This is a genomic window from Pseudomonas sp. S07E 245 (assembly GCF_019599025.1).
In the GTDB taxonomy this organism is placed as follows: domain Bacteria; phylum Pseudomonadota; class Gammaproteobacteria; order Pseudomonadales; family Pseudomonadaceae; genus Aquipseudomonas; species Aquipseudomonas shirazensis.
Genome location: NZ_CP080625.1, coordinates 3,434,359 through 3,449,487 on the forward strand (window position 1 = coordinate 3,434,359; position 15,129 = coordinate 3,449,487).

The 15,129-nt window shown below is 61.1% G+C and carries 10 protein-coding genes; 3 read left to right on the forward strand and 7 right to left on the reverse strand.

Annotated elements, in window-relative coordinates:
- The first annotated feature begins 32 nt into the window (after nt 1–32).
- The 3 genes from acs (at nt 33) to K3F44_RS15815 (ending at nt 5,895) form a co-directional block, all read left to right on the forward strand.
- The gene (gene acs / locus K3F44_RS15805) at nt 33–1,967 is read left to right on the forward strand and encodes an acetate--CoA ligase (RefSeq protein WP_150572256.1); all 1,935 of its coding nucleotides are present in this window, start codon (nt 33–35) and stop codon (nt 1,965–1,967) included.
- Nucleotides 1,968–2,010: 43 nt separating this feature from the next.
- Complete coding sequence (locus K3F44_RS15810; RefSeq protein ID WP_220634198.1) at nt 2,011–2,880, forward strand: oxygenase MpaB family protein; 870 nt, start codon at nt 2,011–2,013, stop codon at nt 2,878–2,880.
- A gap of 78 nt (nt 2,881–2,958) precedes the next feature.
- Nucleotides 2,959–5,895: a DUF748 domain-containing protein gene (locus tag K3F44_RS15815; RefSeq protein ID WP_220632552.1), complete on the forward strand. Its 2,937-nt coding sequence runs from the start codon at nt 2,959–2,961 to the stop codon at nt 5,893–5,895.
- Between the two features lie 95 nt (nt 5,896–5,990).
- On the opposite strand, the gene K3F44_RS15820 is transcribed toward K3F44_RS15815, so the two are convergent.
- The 7 genes from K3F44_RS15820 to nusA form a co-directional block, all read right to left on the reverse strand.
- Nucleotides 5,991–6,341 (reverse strand): BON domain-containing protein, encoded by a 351-nt coding sequence (locus K3F44_RS15820; RefSeq protein WP_101322150.1) that lies wholly within the window; start codon nt 6,339–6,341, stop codon nt 5,991–5,993.
- Between the two features lie 484 nt (nt 6,342–6,825).
- Nucleotides 6,826–8,931: a polyribonucleotide nucleotidyltransferase gene (gene pnp, locus K3F44_RS15825; protein WP_101322151.1), complete on the reverse strand. Its 2,106-nt coding sequence runs from the start codon at nt 8,929–8,931 to the stop codon at nt 6,826–6,828.
- 247 nt (nt 8,932–9,178) lie between these two features.
- Nucleotides 9,179–9,448 (reverse strand): 30S ribosomal protein S15, encoded by a 270-nt coding sequence (rpsO, locus tag K3F44_RS15830; protein ID WP_101322152.1) that lies wholly within the window; start codon nt 9,446–9,448, stop codon nt 9,179–9,181.
- A 147-nt stretch (nt 9,449–9,595) separates the two neighbouring features.
- Entirely contained in the window at nt 9,596–10,513 is a 918-nt protein-coding gene (gene truB, locus K3F44_RS15835) for a tRNA pseudouridine(55) synthase TruB (protein WP_101322153.1), read from the reverse strand.
- Nucleotides 10,514–10,516: 3 nt separating this feature from the next.
- Nucleotides 10,517–10,918, reverse strand: coding sequence for a 30S ribosome-binding factor RbfA (rbfA, locus tag K3F44_RS15840; RefSeq protein WP_101322154.1), 402 nt, complete (start codon nt 10,916–10,918; stop codon nt 10,517–10,519).
- 117 nt (nt 10,919–11,035) lie between these two features.
- Nucleotides 11,036–13,561, reverse strand: coding sequence for a translation initiation factor IF-2 (gene infB / locus K3F44_RS15845; protein WP_101322155.1), 2,526 nt, complete (start codon nt 13,559–13,561; stop codon nt 11,036–11,038).
- Nucleotides 13,562–13,588: 27 nt separating this feature from the next.
- Entirely contained in the window at nt 13,589–15,070 is a 1,482-nt protein-coding gene (gene nusA / locus K3F44_RS15850) for a transcription termination factor NusA (protein ID WP_101322156.1), read from the reverse strand.
- Nucleotides 15,071–15,129 lie beyond the last annotated feature (59 nt).

Here is a 15,129-nt window from a genome sequence, read left to right on the forward strand (position 1 = left end):
CCCTTGCCACGACAAGAGCAGGACCACCCGCCATGTTCGATCTCAGCAAGTACCCCACCGCCCTCGCCGTCAGCCAGGCCGCCGAGCTCAGCGCCGACGACTATCAACGCCTCTATCGACAGTCGATCGATGACCCGGACAGCTTCTGGGCCGAGCAAGCCAAGCGGCTGGACTGGATCAAGCCCTGGAGCAGCGTGCAACAGGCCGACCTTGCCAGCGGCGATGCCAAATGGTTCGCCGGCGGCAAGCTCAACGTCAGCTACAACTGCATCGACCGCCACCTGGCCAAACGAGGTGAGCAGACCGCGCTGCTCTGGGAAGGCGACGACCCCAAGGATTCGCAGGCCATCAGCTACCGCGAGCTGCACCGCCAGGTCTGCCGCCTGGCCAACGCACTGAAGGCGCGCGGGGTGAGCAAGGGCGATCGGGTGTGCATCTACATGCCGATGATCCCTGAGGCGGCTTACGCCATGCTTGCCTGCAGCCGCATCGGCGCGATCCACTCGGTGGTATTTGGTGGCTTCTCGCCCGACGCCCTGCGCGACCGCATCCTGGATGCCGACTGCCGCACGGTGATTACCGCTGATGAAGGCGTGCGGGGCGGCAAACGTGTACCGCTCAAGCAGAACGTCGACAAGGCCCTGGCCAGCTGCCCGGCCGTCAGCAGCGTATTCGTGGTGCGCCGCACCGGTGGTGAAGTGGCCTGGGACAACCAGCGCGACCTCTGGTACCACACCGCCACCGAGCTTGCCGGTGACGACTGCCCACCCGAGCCGATGGATGCCGAAGACCCGCTGTTCATCCTGTATACCTCCGGCAGCACCGGCAAACCCAAAGGCGTGCTGCACACCACCGGCGGCTATCTGCTGCAGGCCGCGATGACCTTCAAGGTGGTATTCGATTACCGCGACGGCGAAGTGTTCTGGTGCACCGCCGATGTCGGCTGGGTCACCGGCCACAGCTATATCGTCTATGGCCCGCTGGCCAACGGGGCGATCTCGCTGATGTTCGAAGGCGTGCCCAACTACCCCGACAGCTCGCGTTTCTGGCAGGTCATCGACAAGCATCAGGTGAATATCTTCTACACCGCCCCTACCGCCCTGCGCGCCCTGATGCGCGAAGGCCCAGGCCCCCTACAGGACACCTCGCGGGAAAGCCTGCGCCTGCTCGGCAGTGTCGGCGAGCCGATCAACCCGGAAGCCTGGGAGTGGTACTTCCATCAGGTCGGCAAAGAACGCTGCCCGATCGTCGACACCTGGTGGCAGACCGAAACCGGCGGCATCATGCTCAGCCCGCTGCCGGGCAATGGGCAGATCAAACCGGGTTGCGCCACCCAACCGATGTTTGGCGTGCAACCGGTATTGCTCGACGACAAAGGCGCAGTGATCGACGGGCCAGGCTCGGGCCTGCTGGCAATCAAAGCCAGCTGGCCGGCGCAGATCCGCAGCGTCTACGGCGACCAGCAACGCATGGTCGACACCTACTTCAAGCCCTTCGCCGGCTACTATTTCACCGGCGACGGCGCCCGCCGCGACGCCGATGGCGACTACTGGATCACCGGGCGAGTCGATGATGTGATCAACGTCTCCGGCCATCGGATCGGTACGGCAGAAGTGGAAAGCGCGCTGGTGCTGCACGACGGCATCGCCGAGGCGGCCGTAGTCGGCTATCCGCACGACCTCAAGGGCCAGGGTATCTATGCCTTCGTCACGCCGATGAATGGTGTGAGCGCAGACGACGCCCTCAAGGCTGAACTGCTGGCGTTGGTCAGCAAGGAGATCGGCAGCTTTGCCAAACCGGAGATGATCCAGTGGGCGCCGGCCCTGCCCAAGACCCGCTCGGGCAAGATCATGCGGCGTATACTGCGCAAGATCGCCTGCAACGAGCTGGACTCGCTGGGTGACACCTCGACCCTGGCCGATGCCAGCGTCGTGCAGGGCTTGATCGATACTCGCCTCAACCAATAGCTAGAGGTAGCCCATGGCGGGCTGCCGCGCATTGCAGGTCGCCATGGAAGCCTTACGCCGTCGTATCGAAACCCAGGTCATGAGCCTGACTGGCCTGGCCCTCGGCCAGCTTGACCTGGAGTCACCCAAGGGTGACCCCGGCCTGTTTGGCCCCGACAGCGTCAGCTGGCAGGTCCACGGCGACTTCCCGAGCATGCTGGTCGGCGGTATCAGTGCCTTGATGCTGCAACTGCTGCACCCGCTGGCCCTCGCCGGGGTGTGGGATCACTCCAACTTTCGCGAAGACCTGCTCGGGCGCCTGCGCCGCACCAGCCAATTCATCTCCGGCACCACCTTTGGCTCGACCCGCGACGCCAACTGGTTGATCGACAAGGTACGCACCATCCACCTCAAAGTCGTCGGCACCGCCGCCGATGGCCGGCTTTATGCCGCCAGTGACCCAGACCTGCTGACCTGGGTGCACGTTGCCGAAGTCAGCAGCTTCATGGCCGCCCACCTGCGTTACCGCAACCCGCATCTGGCGCAGGCTGATCAGGACGCGTACTACAACGAAATCGCCCTGATCGCCGAGCGCCTCGGCGCGCGCGACGTGCCACGCTCCTGTGCGCAAATCGAGGCCTACCTGCAACGCATGCGTCCGCAGTTGCGCTGCGATGCGCGCAGCCTGGAGGTGATCGATATCCTGCTCAAGGCACCGGCGCCAAGCCGCCTGGCAGCCCCCGTGGGCAAGCTGATGCTGCGGGCGGGCATCGAACTGTTACCAGGCTGGGGCCGGGATATGCTTGAGCTGCAACAAGGGCCACTGAGCCGGCGCTTGATCCGGGTAGGTATCGAGCGCACCGCGCCAGTCCTGCGCTGGGCCATGCGCGACAGCTCGGCGCACCGCGCGCGGCGGCGAATGGGCATCGAATAAGGTCATTCGGCTGATTCTGCGGAACCGATTTAACGTGCCATACTCCAAGCACTCCCGCTCGGACAGACGATGCTGCACATGCCCAAAGGATTGACTCGCGCCCTCGGCGCCATGCTGGCCCTCGTGGCCTTGTACAGCCTGCTCGGCTTCTTCATCCTTCCAGGCATTGGCCTACGCATTGCCAATCAACAGCTGGCCCAATACGCGACGGTGCCGGCGCAGCTGCAACGCATCGAATTCAACCCGTTCAGCCTAGAGCTGACCCTGTGGGGTTTGCAGGTCGGCGAGCCGGGCAAAGAGCAACTGGGTTTTGAGCGTTTGTACGCCAACCTGTCGCTGGACAGCCTGTGGAGCGGCGCCCTGCACCTGGATGCAGTGGAGCTGGACAAACCGCGCAACGAAATCCTCTTCGGCAAAAACGGCGGCCTCAACCTGACTCAGCTGTTCAAACTGCCGCCCAGCGAAGCCAAGCCAGACGAGCCAGCCAGCGACCCGTTCCCGCTGCGTATCGGCAGCATCAAGCTCACTGAAGGCTACCTGCACTTCCGGGACCTGCGCCCGAGCGAGCCGATCGAGTTTCTTTACGACTCGATGAATTTCGAGCTCAAGAACCTCAGCACCCTCCCCGACGACAGCGCCGACATGACCTTGGTCGCCGTCGGCCCCGCCGGTGGGCGGATCGACTGGAAAGGCACACTCGGCCTGGCGCCGATCAGCTCGCAAGGCACCCTGAAAATCACCGACGGCAACATGAAGGCGTTCTGGCCTTACGTGCGTGACGCGGTGCCGCTGGTGCTGGAAGAAGGCGTGATCAGCCTCGATACCCACTACACGCTCAACCTGTCGAAACAGACCGAGCTGCTGCTCGACAACACTCAGGTACGCATCGCGCCGTTCGCCATCAAGGCACCGGACGGCAGGCAACTGGCGCGGCTGGCCAGTCTCGAAGTCAGCGAAACCTCGATCGATCTGGCCAAGCAACTGGTCACCGTAGGCAAGATCCGTAGCAGCAAGCTGGAGACCTGGGCCGCCTTGGAAAAAGACGGCCAGCTCGACTGGCAGACGCTGTTCGCCAGCCAGCCAGCCAAAGCTACCCCCCAGGAGAAAGCCGAACCTGCCGCGGCCGAGCCGACAGCGCAGGAAAAAGCAGCCGCCGCGCCGAGCAAGCCGTGGCAAGTACTGCTCAAGGACGTTCAAGCGCGTGATTACATGATTCACTTGGCAGACCGCAGCCAGAAAGAACCGGTCACCCTGGATGTCGGCCCGCTCAACCTCGATATGCAGGGCTATGACAGCCTCAACAAGTCGCCGTTTACCCTCAAACTGGATACCGCCGTCGGCAAGCAAGGCAAACTGCAAGCCTCCGGCCAGGTCAACCTGGCCCCGGTCACCGCCAAGCTCGATGTCAGCACCCGCGACATCGACCTGCGCATCGCCCAGGCCTACATCAGCCCGTTCATTCAGCTTGAACTGCGCAGCGGCATGCTCGCCAGCGAGCTCAAGGTCGATCTGCAAAATACGGCGCCGCTGGCCTTTACCGTCACCGGTACCGCAACCGTCAACCAGTTGCATACCCTCGACACGATCAAGGACCGCGACTTCGTCAAATGGCAGCAGCTCGACCTCAATGGGTTGTCATACGTGCACGGCGATGCGCTGACCATCGACCAAGTCAAGCTGCTGCAGCCATATGCGCGTTTCATCATCAACGAAGACCGCACCACCAACGTTGATGACCTGCTGATTCCGCAGCCAGCCGGTGCTACCAAAAGCACCGCAGAAAAACCGGTGACTCCTAGCAACAGCAAGCCACTGGGCATTCGTATCGGCAAGATCGACATCAACGACGGCTCGGCCAACTTTGCCGACCTGACCCTGACACCAAACTTCGCCACAGCCGTGCAGCAGCTCAATGGCCAGGTCGGCACCATCGACAACCGCCAGCCAGCGCCGGCCAAGGTCGATATCAAGGGCAAGGTCGACCGCTATGCACCGGTCACCATCAAGGGCGCGCTCAACCCGTTCAACCCGATGGCCAGCCTGGACATCGCCACCAGCTTCAAACGCGTCGAGCTGACCACACTGACGCCCTACTCAGGCAAGTTTGCCGGCTTTCGCATTCGCAAGGGCCGGCTCAACCTGGACGTGCACTACCTGATCACCAATGGCCAGCTCAAAGCAGAAAACAAGCTGGTGATCGAGCAACTGCAACTGGGTGAGAAGGTCGACAGCCCCGACGCCGTCGACCTGCCGATCCGCTTGGCGGTGGCGCTGCTCAAGGACACCGACGGCACCATCTCGATCGAGCTGCCGGTGACCGGCGACCTCAACAACCCGCAGTTCAGCGTCATGCCGATCGTTTGGCAAACCCTGCGCAATCTGGTCCTGCGTGCCGCCCAGGCGCCGTTCAAGTTCATTGGCGGGCTGGTCTCCGGCGGCAGCTCGCAGGACCTGGGTACGGTCGCGTTCAGCGCCGGCTCCAGCGACCTCAGCGGCGATGCCCAAGCGGCCCTGGACAAACTGGCGACCGCGCTCAACGAACGCCCTGAATTGCGCCTGGAGATCGAAGGCACCAGCGCCCAGACCAGCGATGGCCCGTTGATCGCCGAGCAGCGCCTGGAGCGTGAGTATCAGTCGATCTGGTACAAGATCCTGCAGCGCCGCGGCGACAAGGTGCCGGCCAATGCGTCGATGCTGGTGGTGGATGCTGACGACAAGCCGGCGATGCTCGAAGGTATCTACCGCACCCGCCTGAAACAACAGCCGCCTGCTGAATGGCAGCAGCTGGGGCGTGAAGAGCGTAGCGCCAAGCTGCGTGAGGCGGTGATCAAGTCCTGGGCCGAGAGCGCTGCGCTGCTGCGCCAGTTGGGCCAGGCGCGGGCCGGTAATATCAAGGATTACCTGGTCGACAAAGGCAAGTTGGCGGATGACCGGGTGTACTTCATCGATACCACGCTGGGCCAGGCCGAATCGGATGGGCGCGTGATCACGCCGATGCACCTGGATGCTGAATAAGCGTCTGCATTGAGCGCAACAACGAAAAAGCCCCGGCATGTGCCGGGGCTTTTCGTTATGCGTTGGCCAGATCCATCTGGCCTGCGCAGCAATCCTTATTCGGCTTTCAGACCAGCAGCCGAGACGTCTTTAACGCCTTTGATAGCCTTGGTGATTGCTACTGCACGCTCTTTTTGCGAATCGGTGACTTTCACATCGGACGACAGCGAAACTACGCCTTGATTGGTTTCGACTTTGATATCGCCGCCTGGGATGCCTTTCTCGGTCAGCAGATCAGCTTTGACCTTGGTGGTGATCCAGGTATCGGAGCCATCTTGCTTGGCGCTGTCGACAGTGTTGGCAGCCAGCATAACTGGAGCCTGAACGGCTTGCTGAGCGAAAGCAGCGTTAGCCATGGTCAGAGTCAGAGCGGTAGCAGTAGCGGCAGCAATAGCGAACTTCTTCATACGGGTCACTCCTGTTGTCGAAAGGTCTGCGCCGAGTCAGTTGGCGTCAGATGAATAGACTATTGCAGGGGCTGTGCCAACTTTTCAAAGGCCATAAAACCAATATAAATCAGTAACTTATCAATTTGCTGGAATCCACTCTCTCGTGCATTTTGCAAGCCGGAGCAAATTCCTGCATGCAAGATGCATGTACCCCAGAGTTTTCGCTATCTCGAAATGGACGCGGAAAATGTAGGAGCGGCCTTGTGTCGCGAAGGGGCTGCGTAGCGGCCCTACGATTTAGGCAACGCCGCAGAACTGCCGGGGGCGCTGCGCACCCCTTTCGCGACACCAGGCCGCTCCTACACGGGGCAGTGTTTGACAAATAAAAAGGGCCGCTGTGTGACCCATCGCGACCCAAGATCGCAATGGGCCGCACAGCGGCCCCTATGCGCTGAACATCAGCGCAACCCCGAAGGGTTTATTTCATACCACTACAGCTGGCTTAAACGCCGGAAGCCTTGGCTGCCGCAACGTCTTTGATCGACAGCTTGATACGGCCGCGGTTGTCCACGTCCAGTACCAGTACTTCAACCTCTTCGCCTTCTTTCAGCACGTCGGTGACCTTCTCTACGCGCTCATTGCTGAGCATCGAGATGTGCACCAGGCCGTCTTTGCCAGGCAGGATGTTGACGAATGCGCCGAAGTCGACGATGCGTTCAACCTTGCCGACGTAGATCTTGCCGATCTCGGCCTCGGCAGTGATACCCAGGACGCGCTGGCGAGCTGCTTCAGCGGCTTCTTTGGTTTCGCCGAAGATCTTGATCGAGCCGTCGTCTTCGATATCGATCGAAGCCTTGGTCTCTTCACAGATACCACGGATGGTCGCGCCGCCTTTACCGATAACGTCACGGATCTTGTCGGTGTCGATCTTCATGGCGATCATGGTCGGCGCGTTGGCCGACAGCTCGGTACGCGAAGTACCAATGATCTGGTTCATCTGGCCGAGGATGTTCAGGCGCGCTTCCAGGGCCTGGCCCAGGGCGATTTCCATGATCTCTTCGGTGATGCCGTTGATCTTGATGTCCATCTGCAGCGCGGTAACACCTTTGGCGGTACCGGCTACCTTGAAGTCCATGTCGCCGAGGTGGTCTTCGTCACCGAGGATGTCGGTGAGGATGGCGAACTTGTCGCCTTCCTTGACCAGGCCCATGGCGATACCGGCAACTGGCGCCTTCATCGGCACACCAGCGTCCATCAGGGCCAGGGAAGCACCGCAAACCGACGCCATCGAGCTCGAACCGTTCGACTCGGTGATTTCCGATACCACACGGATGGTGTACGGGAACACGTCAGCAGCAGGCAGCATGGCCTGAACCGAACGACGGGCCAGACGGCCGTGACCGATTTCGCGACGGCCAGCACCACCCATACGACCACACTCACCTACCGAGAACGGTGGGAAGTTGTAGTGCAGCATGAACGGGTCTTTCTTCTCGCCTTCGAGGGTGTCGAGCAGCTGAGCATCACGCGCAGTACCCAGGGTCGCAACGACCAGGGCCTGGGTTTCGCCACGGGTGAACAGTGCCGAACCGTGGGTCTTCGGCAGAACGCCGACTTCGATGTTCAGCGGGCGTACAGTCTTGGTGTCGCGACCGTCGATACGTGGCTTGCCGTTGACGATGTTTTCGCGCACGGTGCGGTATTCGATTTCGCCAAAGATTTCTTTGACCACGGAAGCCGAAGGCTGGCCTTCTTCACCGGAGAACTTGGCGATCGCCTGATCACGCAGCTCGCCCAGACGCGCATAGCGGTCGGCCTTGACGGTGATGGTGTAGCCCTGCGAGATGCCTTCGCCGAATTCAGCGCGGATGGCGTTGAACAGCTCGGTGTTGGCAACGGCTGGTTTCCAGTCCCAGGTCGGCTTGGCAGCTTCGGCAGCCAGCTCTTTGACAGCCTGGATGACCGACTGGAATTCGTCGTGGGCGAACAGTACGGCGCCCAGCATCTGGTCTTCGGTCAGCTCTTTGGCTTCCGATTCAACCATCAGCACAGCGCTGTCGGTACCGGCTACGACCATGTCCAGGCTCGAGGCAGCCAGTTGCTCGTAGGTTGGGTTCAGCAGGTAGCCGGTGCTTTCATGGAAGGCAACACGGGCGGCGCCGATCGGGCCTTCGAACGGGATGCCGGAGATTGCCAGGGCAGCCGAAGTACCGATCATCGCAGCGATGTCCGGATCGGTTTTCTTGCTGGTCGACACGACGGTGCAGACAACCTGCACTTCGTTCATGAAGCCTTCTGGGAACAGCGGACGGATCGGACGGTCGATCAGGCGCGAGGTCAGCGTCTCTTTCTCGGAAGGACGGCCTTCACGCTTGAAGAAACCACCAGGGATCTTGCCAGCGGCGTAGGTTTTTTCCTGGTAGTGCACGGACAGCGGGAAGAAGCCTTTGCTTGGGTCTGCGTGCTTGGCACCGACCACGGTCACCAGCACGGTGACATCGTTATCGACGGTGACCAGGACTGCGCCGGTGGCCTGACGGGCAATGCGGCCCGTTTCGAGGGTAACGGTCGATTGACCGAACTGGAATTTCTTGATTACCGGGTTCACGGTTTCCTACCTTTTCAATGGCTCTGGGGGAACTGGTTTCTTGCGAATTCTTGGGCAGAACGGGGAATCGGCCCCATTGACCGTCCAGATACAACTCGAGGCTGGGAGCCTGGTTGCCGGGCGGATAAACCGCTCGGCAAGACCAGGCTGCCAACCTCGAAGATACGCATGACGAGCCCGTCGGCAACGCTGAAGCAGCGCTGCCAAAGCTTGCGACCCGCCACGCCCACCACTAGCCAGGCCGCTATTAGCGACGCAGGCCCAGACGACCGATCAGGGTGCTGTAACGGGTGGTGTCTTTGCCCTTCAGGTAGTCCAGCAGCTTACGACGCTGGTTAACCATACGGATCAGGCCACGACGCGAGTGGTGGTCTTTACCGTTGATCTTGAAGTGACCTTGCAGTTTGTTGATGTTGGCAGTCAGCAGTGCAACCTGCACTTCTGGGCTACCGGTGTCGCCGACGGCTTGCTGGTAGTCGGTAACGATTTGTGCTTTTTCTTCAACGCTGAGGGCCATTTGGCATCTCCAGTTAAACGGATCCCGCAAGCGGGGTCCAATAGGCCAGGGACGAACCCTGTATTAATAAAAGAGCTGTGACCGTGCCTACTGACAGCCACCCTCGTGTCTTGCGCTGTCGGCTCATGCCGGCAACGCAAGTATCGGTCATTCCGACCGAATCAAGCGACGTGGCGCAACGCGCCCGTCTTCGCTCACTTCACCGATACCGATGAAGCGACCATTGTGATCCTGCACCCGGACCATGCCGAATTGCGGCGCATCCGGTGCACGTACTGCCTGGCCATGCAGCCAGTAGAACGAGCTGTGCTCTGACAACTGCACCACAGGCCAGTCGAGCAGACCGCTGTCGGACGGCATCAGGAAGCGATCGAGCGCTTCGTTGCCACCGTCGGCGTGGGCTTGCTCGAGCTCTTCGAGGGTCACTGTCTGTGCCAGCTCGAAGGGCCCAGCCTGGGTCCGACGCAGCTCGGCAACATAAGCGCCACAGCCCAACACTTCACCGATATCCTCCACCAGGGTGCGGATATAGGTGCCTTTGGTGCAATTTACCGTCAGACGCGCACGGGTGCCTTCGCACTCGAGCAGCTCCAAGCGGTTAATAGTAACAGAACGCGCCTCGCGCTCCACTACCTCTCCCGCACGGGCCAGTTTGTACAAGGGCTGGCCATCACGCTTGAGGGCCGAGTACATCGGCGGTATCTGGCTGATCGGGCCGCGAAATTGAGGCAGGGCTGCCTCGATGTCGGCGCGACCAACGGTCACCTCACGGGTCTGCAGGACCTCACCTTCGGCGTCTGCCGTGGTGGTGGTCTGCCCCATCTGCATGACGGTTTCGTAGCCCTTGTCGGAATCGAGCAGGTACTGCGAAAACTTGGTCGCTTCGCCAAAGCACAGCGGCAGCACGCCACTGGCCAGTGGGTCGAGGCTGCCGGTGTGACCGGCCTTCTCGGCATTGAGCAACCAGCGGACCTTTTGCAACGCTGCGTTGGAGGTAAACCCCAACGGTTTGTCGAGCAGGATGATGCCGCTGACGTCGCGGCGGATTCGTTTGACCTGGGCCACCGATTACTCCTTGGTGTCCGGCTCGACGGGATCCTGGTGCTGGCGGTCTTCTGCCACGGCACGCTCGATCAGTGCCGACAGGTGAACCCCGCGGCTGACGCTCTCATCGTAATGGAAGTGCAGTTGCGGCACGCTGCGCAGCTGCATCGAGCGGCCCAGGTGCAGACGCAGGAAGCTCGCAGCGTTGTTCAACGCCTTGACCGACTGCTTGACCGCATCAGGTTCCTCTTCCTGGCCCATGACGGTGATGAACACCTTGGCATGGCCCACGTCGCGGCTGACGTCGACGGCGGTGATGGTCACCAGGCCGACGCGTGGATCTTTCACTTCACGGCGGATCAGCTCGGCAAGCTCGCGCTGCATCTGATCGCCAATGCGTTGGGTACGGCTGTATTCTTTTGCCATTCGTTGCTACCTGTAACTTAAAGCGGCAAACGCCCGGCCAGGCGTGAAGCCTGACCGGGCGCTACCTGCAGAGGCGTTGCCAACCGCCCTGGGGCGGGGCATCTGCCAGCTCGACCCTTACAGGGTACGAGCCACCTGGACTTTCTCGAAGACTTCGATCTTGTCGCCGACCTTGACGTCGTTGTAGCTCTTGACGCCAATACCGCACTCCATGCCGGCACGAACTTCGGCAGCGTCGTCCTTGAAGCGACGCAGCGATTCCAGCTCGCCTTCGAAGATCACAACGTCTTCGCGCAGAACGCGGATCGGACGGTTGCGGTACACGGTACCTTCGATGACCATACAGCCAGCGACGGCGCCGAACTTCGGCGAACGGAACACATCACGTACTTCTGCAACGCCCAGGATGTTCTCGCGAACATCACTGCCGAGCATGCCGGTCAGGGCTTTCTTGACGTCTTCGATGATGTCGTAGATCACGTTGTAGTAACGCATATCCAGACCTTCCTGCTCGACGATCTTGCGCGCGCCGGCATCGGCCCGCACGTTGAAGCCGAACAGCACCGCGTTGGACGCCAGGGCCAGGTTGGCATCGCTCTCGGTGATACCACCGACACCGCCACCAATCACACGGACCTGCACCTCGTCGTTGCCCAGACCGCCGAGCGAACCCTGCAGTGCTTCCAGGGAGCCACGAACATCGGTCTTGAGGACGATGTTGAGGGTCTTCTTCTCTTCCTGACCCATGGTCTCGAAGATGTTTTCCAGCTTGCCGGCGTGAGCACGGGCCAGCTTGACCTCGCGGTATTTGCCTTGACGGAACAGGGCAACTTCGCGGGCTTTCTTCTCGTCGCCGACTACCGACAGCTCGTCACCGGCTTCCGGAGTGCCATCGAGGCCGAGGATCTCGACCGGGATCGATGGGCCGGCTTCTTTGACTGGCTTGCCGTTCTCGTCAAGCATGGCACGCACGCGGCCATAGTTGGAGCCGACCAGGACCATGTCGCCCTGACGCAGCGTACCGTCCTGAACCAGGATGGTAGCGACCGGGCCGCGGCCCTTGTCCAGACGCGATTCGACGACCACACCACGACCAGGCGCGGTTGGGGTAGCCGACAGCTCGAGGATCTCGGCCTGCAACAGAACGGCTTCAAGCAGTTCGTCGACGCCGGTACCCATCTTCGCCGAAACCTTGACGAATGGAGTGTCGCCACCCCAGTCCTCGGAGGTCACGCCTTCTACCGACAGTTCGTTACGAATGCGGTCGAGGTCAGCGCCTGGCTTGTCGATCTTGTTCACTGCAACAACCAGTGGCACGCCAGCGGCTTTCGCATGCTGAACAGCTTCACGGGTCTGCGGCATCACGCCGTCGTCCGCCGCCACCACCAGGATGACGATGTCGGTCGCCTTGGCACCACGGGCACGCATCTGAGTAAACGCGGCGTGACCAGGGGTGTCGAGGAAGGTGACCATGCCACGGTCGGTTTCGACGTGGTAGGCACCGATGTGCTGGGTGATACCACCGGCTTCGCCAGCAGCAACCTTGGCACGACGGATGTAGTCGAGCAGCGAGGTTTTACCGTGGTCGACGTGGCCCATTACGGTCACGACCGGAGCACGCGAGGTGACTTCACCTTCGAACTTCAGCGATTCGGCCAGGGAATCTTCCAGCGCGGTGTCGCTGACCAGCGTGACCTTGTGGCCCAGCTCTTCAGCTACCAGCTGTGCAGTTTCCTGGTCGAGGACCTGGTTGATGGTGACCGGAGTACCCATCTTGAACATGAACTTGACCACTTCAGCGCCTTTGACGGACATCTGGTTGGCCAGCTCGGAGACGGTGATGGTCTCGCCGATGCTCACGGCACGGATAACCGGGCCGGTAGGGCTCTGGAAGCCATGCTGATTGCGCTTCTTCAGTTTGCCCTTGCCACGGCCACCGCGACGGAAGCCATCGCTTTCTTCTTCGGTGGTACGCGGAGCAGCACGCGGAGTCGGGGTCTTTTCTTTCTCTTTGACCTTGACCTTGACCGACACGCGCGGCGCTTCGCCACGGCCGCGACGGTCTTCGTTGCGGGCACGGTCTTCGGTGCGGCGCACTTCTTCTTTCTTGCGCTCGGCGGCGCGAACCGCTGCTTCCTCGGTCAGAGGCTCTTGCGGCGCAGCTGCCGGGGCCGGTGCAGCGGCTGCAGGAGCAGCGGCGGCAACAGGCTCAGGCTTGCTCGCAACAGCACCCTGCGGGGCGTCACGCTCGGCGATACGCTGACGCGAATCGATGTTGGCTTTTTCGCGTGCGGCGTTTTCAGCCACGCGACGCTCTTCCAGCTCACGCGCCTGCTCAGCCTGGATTTCTTCCGGGCTGCGCTGAACGAAAACTTTCTTCTTGCGTACTTCTACGCTGATGCTCTTGCTACCGGCTACACGCAGGGTGCTAGTGGTTTTGCGCTGCAAGGTAATCTTGCGCGGCTCTTCCGCTTTAGCCTTGTGGCTGCTCTTCAGATGAGTCAGCAAAGCCTGCTTCTCATTGTCGGTCACTACCTGACCGGCGTCGGTGTGCGGCAAACCCGCCTCACGCATCTGCTGCAGCAGGCGCTCAACCGGTGCAGCGACCTCTTGGGCCAATTCTTTCACCGTGACTTGCGTCATGCACTTCTCTCCTCAGGCCGCGCCTAATTACTCGAACCAGTGGGCTCGGGCGGCCATGATCAACTTGCCGGCACGCTCTTGGTCGATGCCGTCGATGTCGAGCAGGTCGTCAATCGACTGCTCGGCCAGGTCTTCGCGGGTAACCACGCCGCGCACCGCCAGTTCAACCGCCAGGTCATTGTCCATACCCTCAAGAGAGAGCAGGTCTTCGGCCGGATGGGCGTCTGCCAGTTTTTCCTCGGTAGCGATGGCTTTGGTCAACAGGCGGTCCTTGGCACGAGCGCGAAGCTCGTTGACGATATCCTCGTCAAAGCCATCGATGTTGAGCATTTCTTCCAACGGTACGTAGGCAATTTCTTCCAGGCTGGTGAAGCCTTCGTCGACCAGCACCTGGGCCAGTTCTTCATCGACTTCCAGCTCGTCGACAAAGTTGCGCAGGATGTCGCCAGTCTCGGCTTGCTGCTTGGCCTGGATGTCCTTCTCGGTCATCACGTTCAGGGTCCAGCCGGTAAGCTGGCTTGCCAGACGAACGTTCTGACCACCACGACCGATGGCCTGGGCCAGGTTGTCCTCGCCAACAGCGATGTCCATGGCGTGGGCATCTTCATCGACGATGATCGCCGCGACTTCAGCCGGCGACATGGCGTTGATGACGAACTGCGCTGGGTTCTCGTCCCAGAGGACGATATCCACACGCTCACCGCCCAACTCGCCGGACACCGCCTGCACACGCGAACCGCGCATGCCGATACAGGCACCTTGCGGGTCGATGCGCTTGTCCTTGGAGCGAACGGCGATCTTGGCGCGCGAACCCGGGTCACGGGAAGCGGCCATGACCTCGATGAGGCCTTCGGCAATTTCCGGCACTTCGATAGTGAACAGTTCGATCAGCATCTGTGGCGCAGTGCGCGACAGGATCAGCTGCGGACCGCGGTTCTCGGTGCGGATTTCCTTCAACAGTGCGCGCAAGCGCACACCGACACGGAAGGTCTCGCGTGGAATGATGTCTTCACGAGCCAGCAATGCTTCAGCATTGTTGCCCAGGTCGACGATAACGTTGTCGCGGGTGACCTTCTTGACGGTGCCGGAGATGATCTCGCCCACGCGTTCGCGGTAAGCGTCGACCACCTGGGCGCGCTCGGCCTCGCGGACTTTCTGCACGATGACCTGCTTGGCGGTCTGAGCGGCGATACGACCGAACTCGATCGAGTCGATCTTCTCCTCGATCACGTCACCAACCTTGGCTTCAGGGTGGGTCTCGTGGATCTTGTCCAGCCAGGTTTCGATCGCCGGATCATCAAGATCCTGCTCATCGACCACGGTCCAGCGACGGAAGGTCTCGTAGTTACCGGTGTGGCGGTTGATTTCCACACGCAGGTCGACTTCGTCTTCAAAACGTTTTTTGGTTGCAGTGGCCAGAGCCACTTCCAGCGCTTCGAAGATCACGCCCGGTGGGACGCCCTTCTCGTTGGATACCGATTCAACAACCAGCAGTACTTCTTTGCTCATCGTACGCCTCGCCTTGCGCAAGCCATTGGGTCCGGTCTAGTCACCGGGCCCGGCACGTC

Bases quoted from the DNA above. Each gene is read 5' to 3' on its own strand.
- K3F44_RS15815 (WP_220632552.1), top strand. From the start codon at position 2,959: ATGCCCAAAGGATTGACTCGCGCCCTCGGCGCCATGCTGGCCCTCGTG.
- K3F44_RS15810 (WP_220634198.1), top strand. From the start codon at position 2,011: ATGGAAGCCTTACGCCGTCGTATCGAAACCCAGGTCATGAGCCTGACT.
- acs (WP_150572256.1), top strand. From the start codon at position 33: ATGTTCGATCTCAGCAAGTACCCCACCGCCCTCGCCGTCAGCCAGGCC.
- rbfA (WP_101322154.1), bottom strand. From the start codon at position 10,918: ATGGCAAAAGAATACAGCCGTACCCAACGCATTGGCGATCAGATGCAG.
- infB (WP_101322155.1), bottom strand. From the start codon at position 13,561: ATGACGCAAGTCACGGTGAAAGAATTGGCCCAAGAGGTCGCTGCACCG.
- K3F44_RS15820 (WP_101322150.1), bottom strand. From the start codon at position 6,341: ATGAAGAAGTTCGCTATTGCTGCCGCTACTGCTACCGCTCTGACTCTG.
- rpsO (WP_101322152.1), bottom strand. From the start codon at position 9,448: ATGGCCCTCAGCGTTGAAGAAAAAGCACAAATCGTTACCGACTACCAG.
- nusA (WP_101322156.1), bottom strand. From the start codon at position 15,070: ATGAGCAAAGAAGTACTGCTGGTTGTTGAATCGGTATCCAACGAGAAG.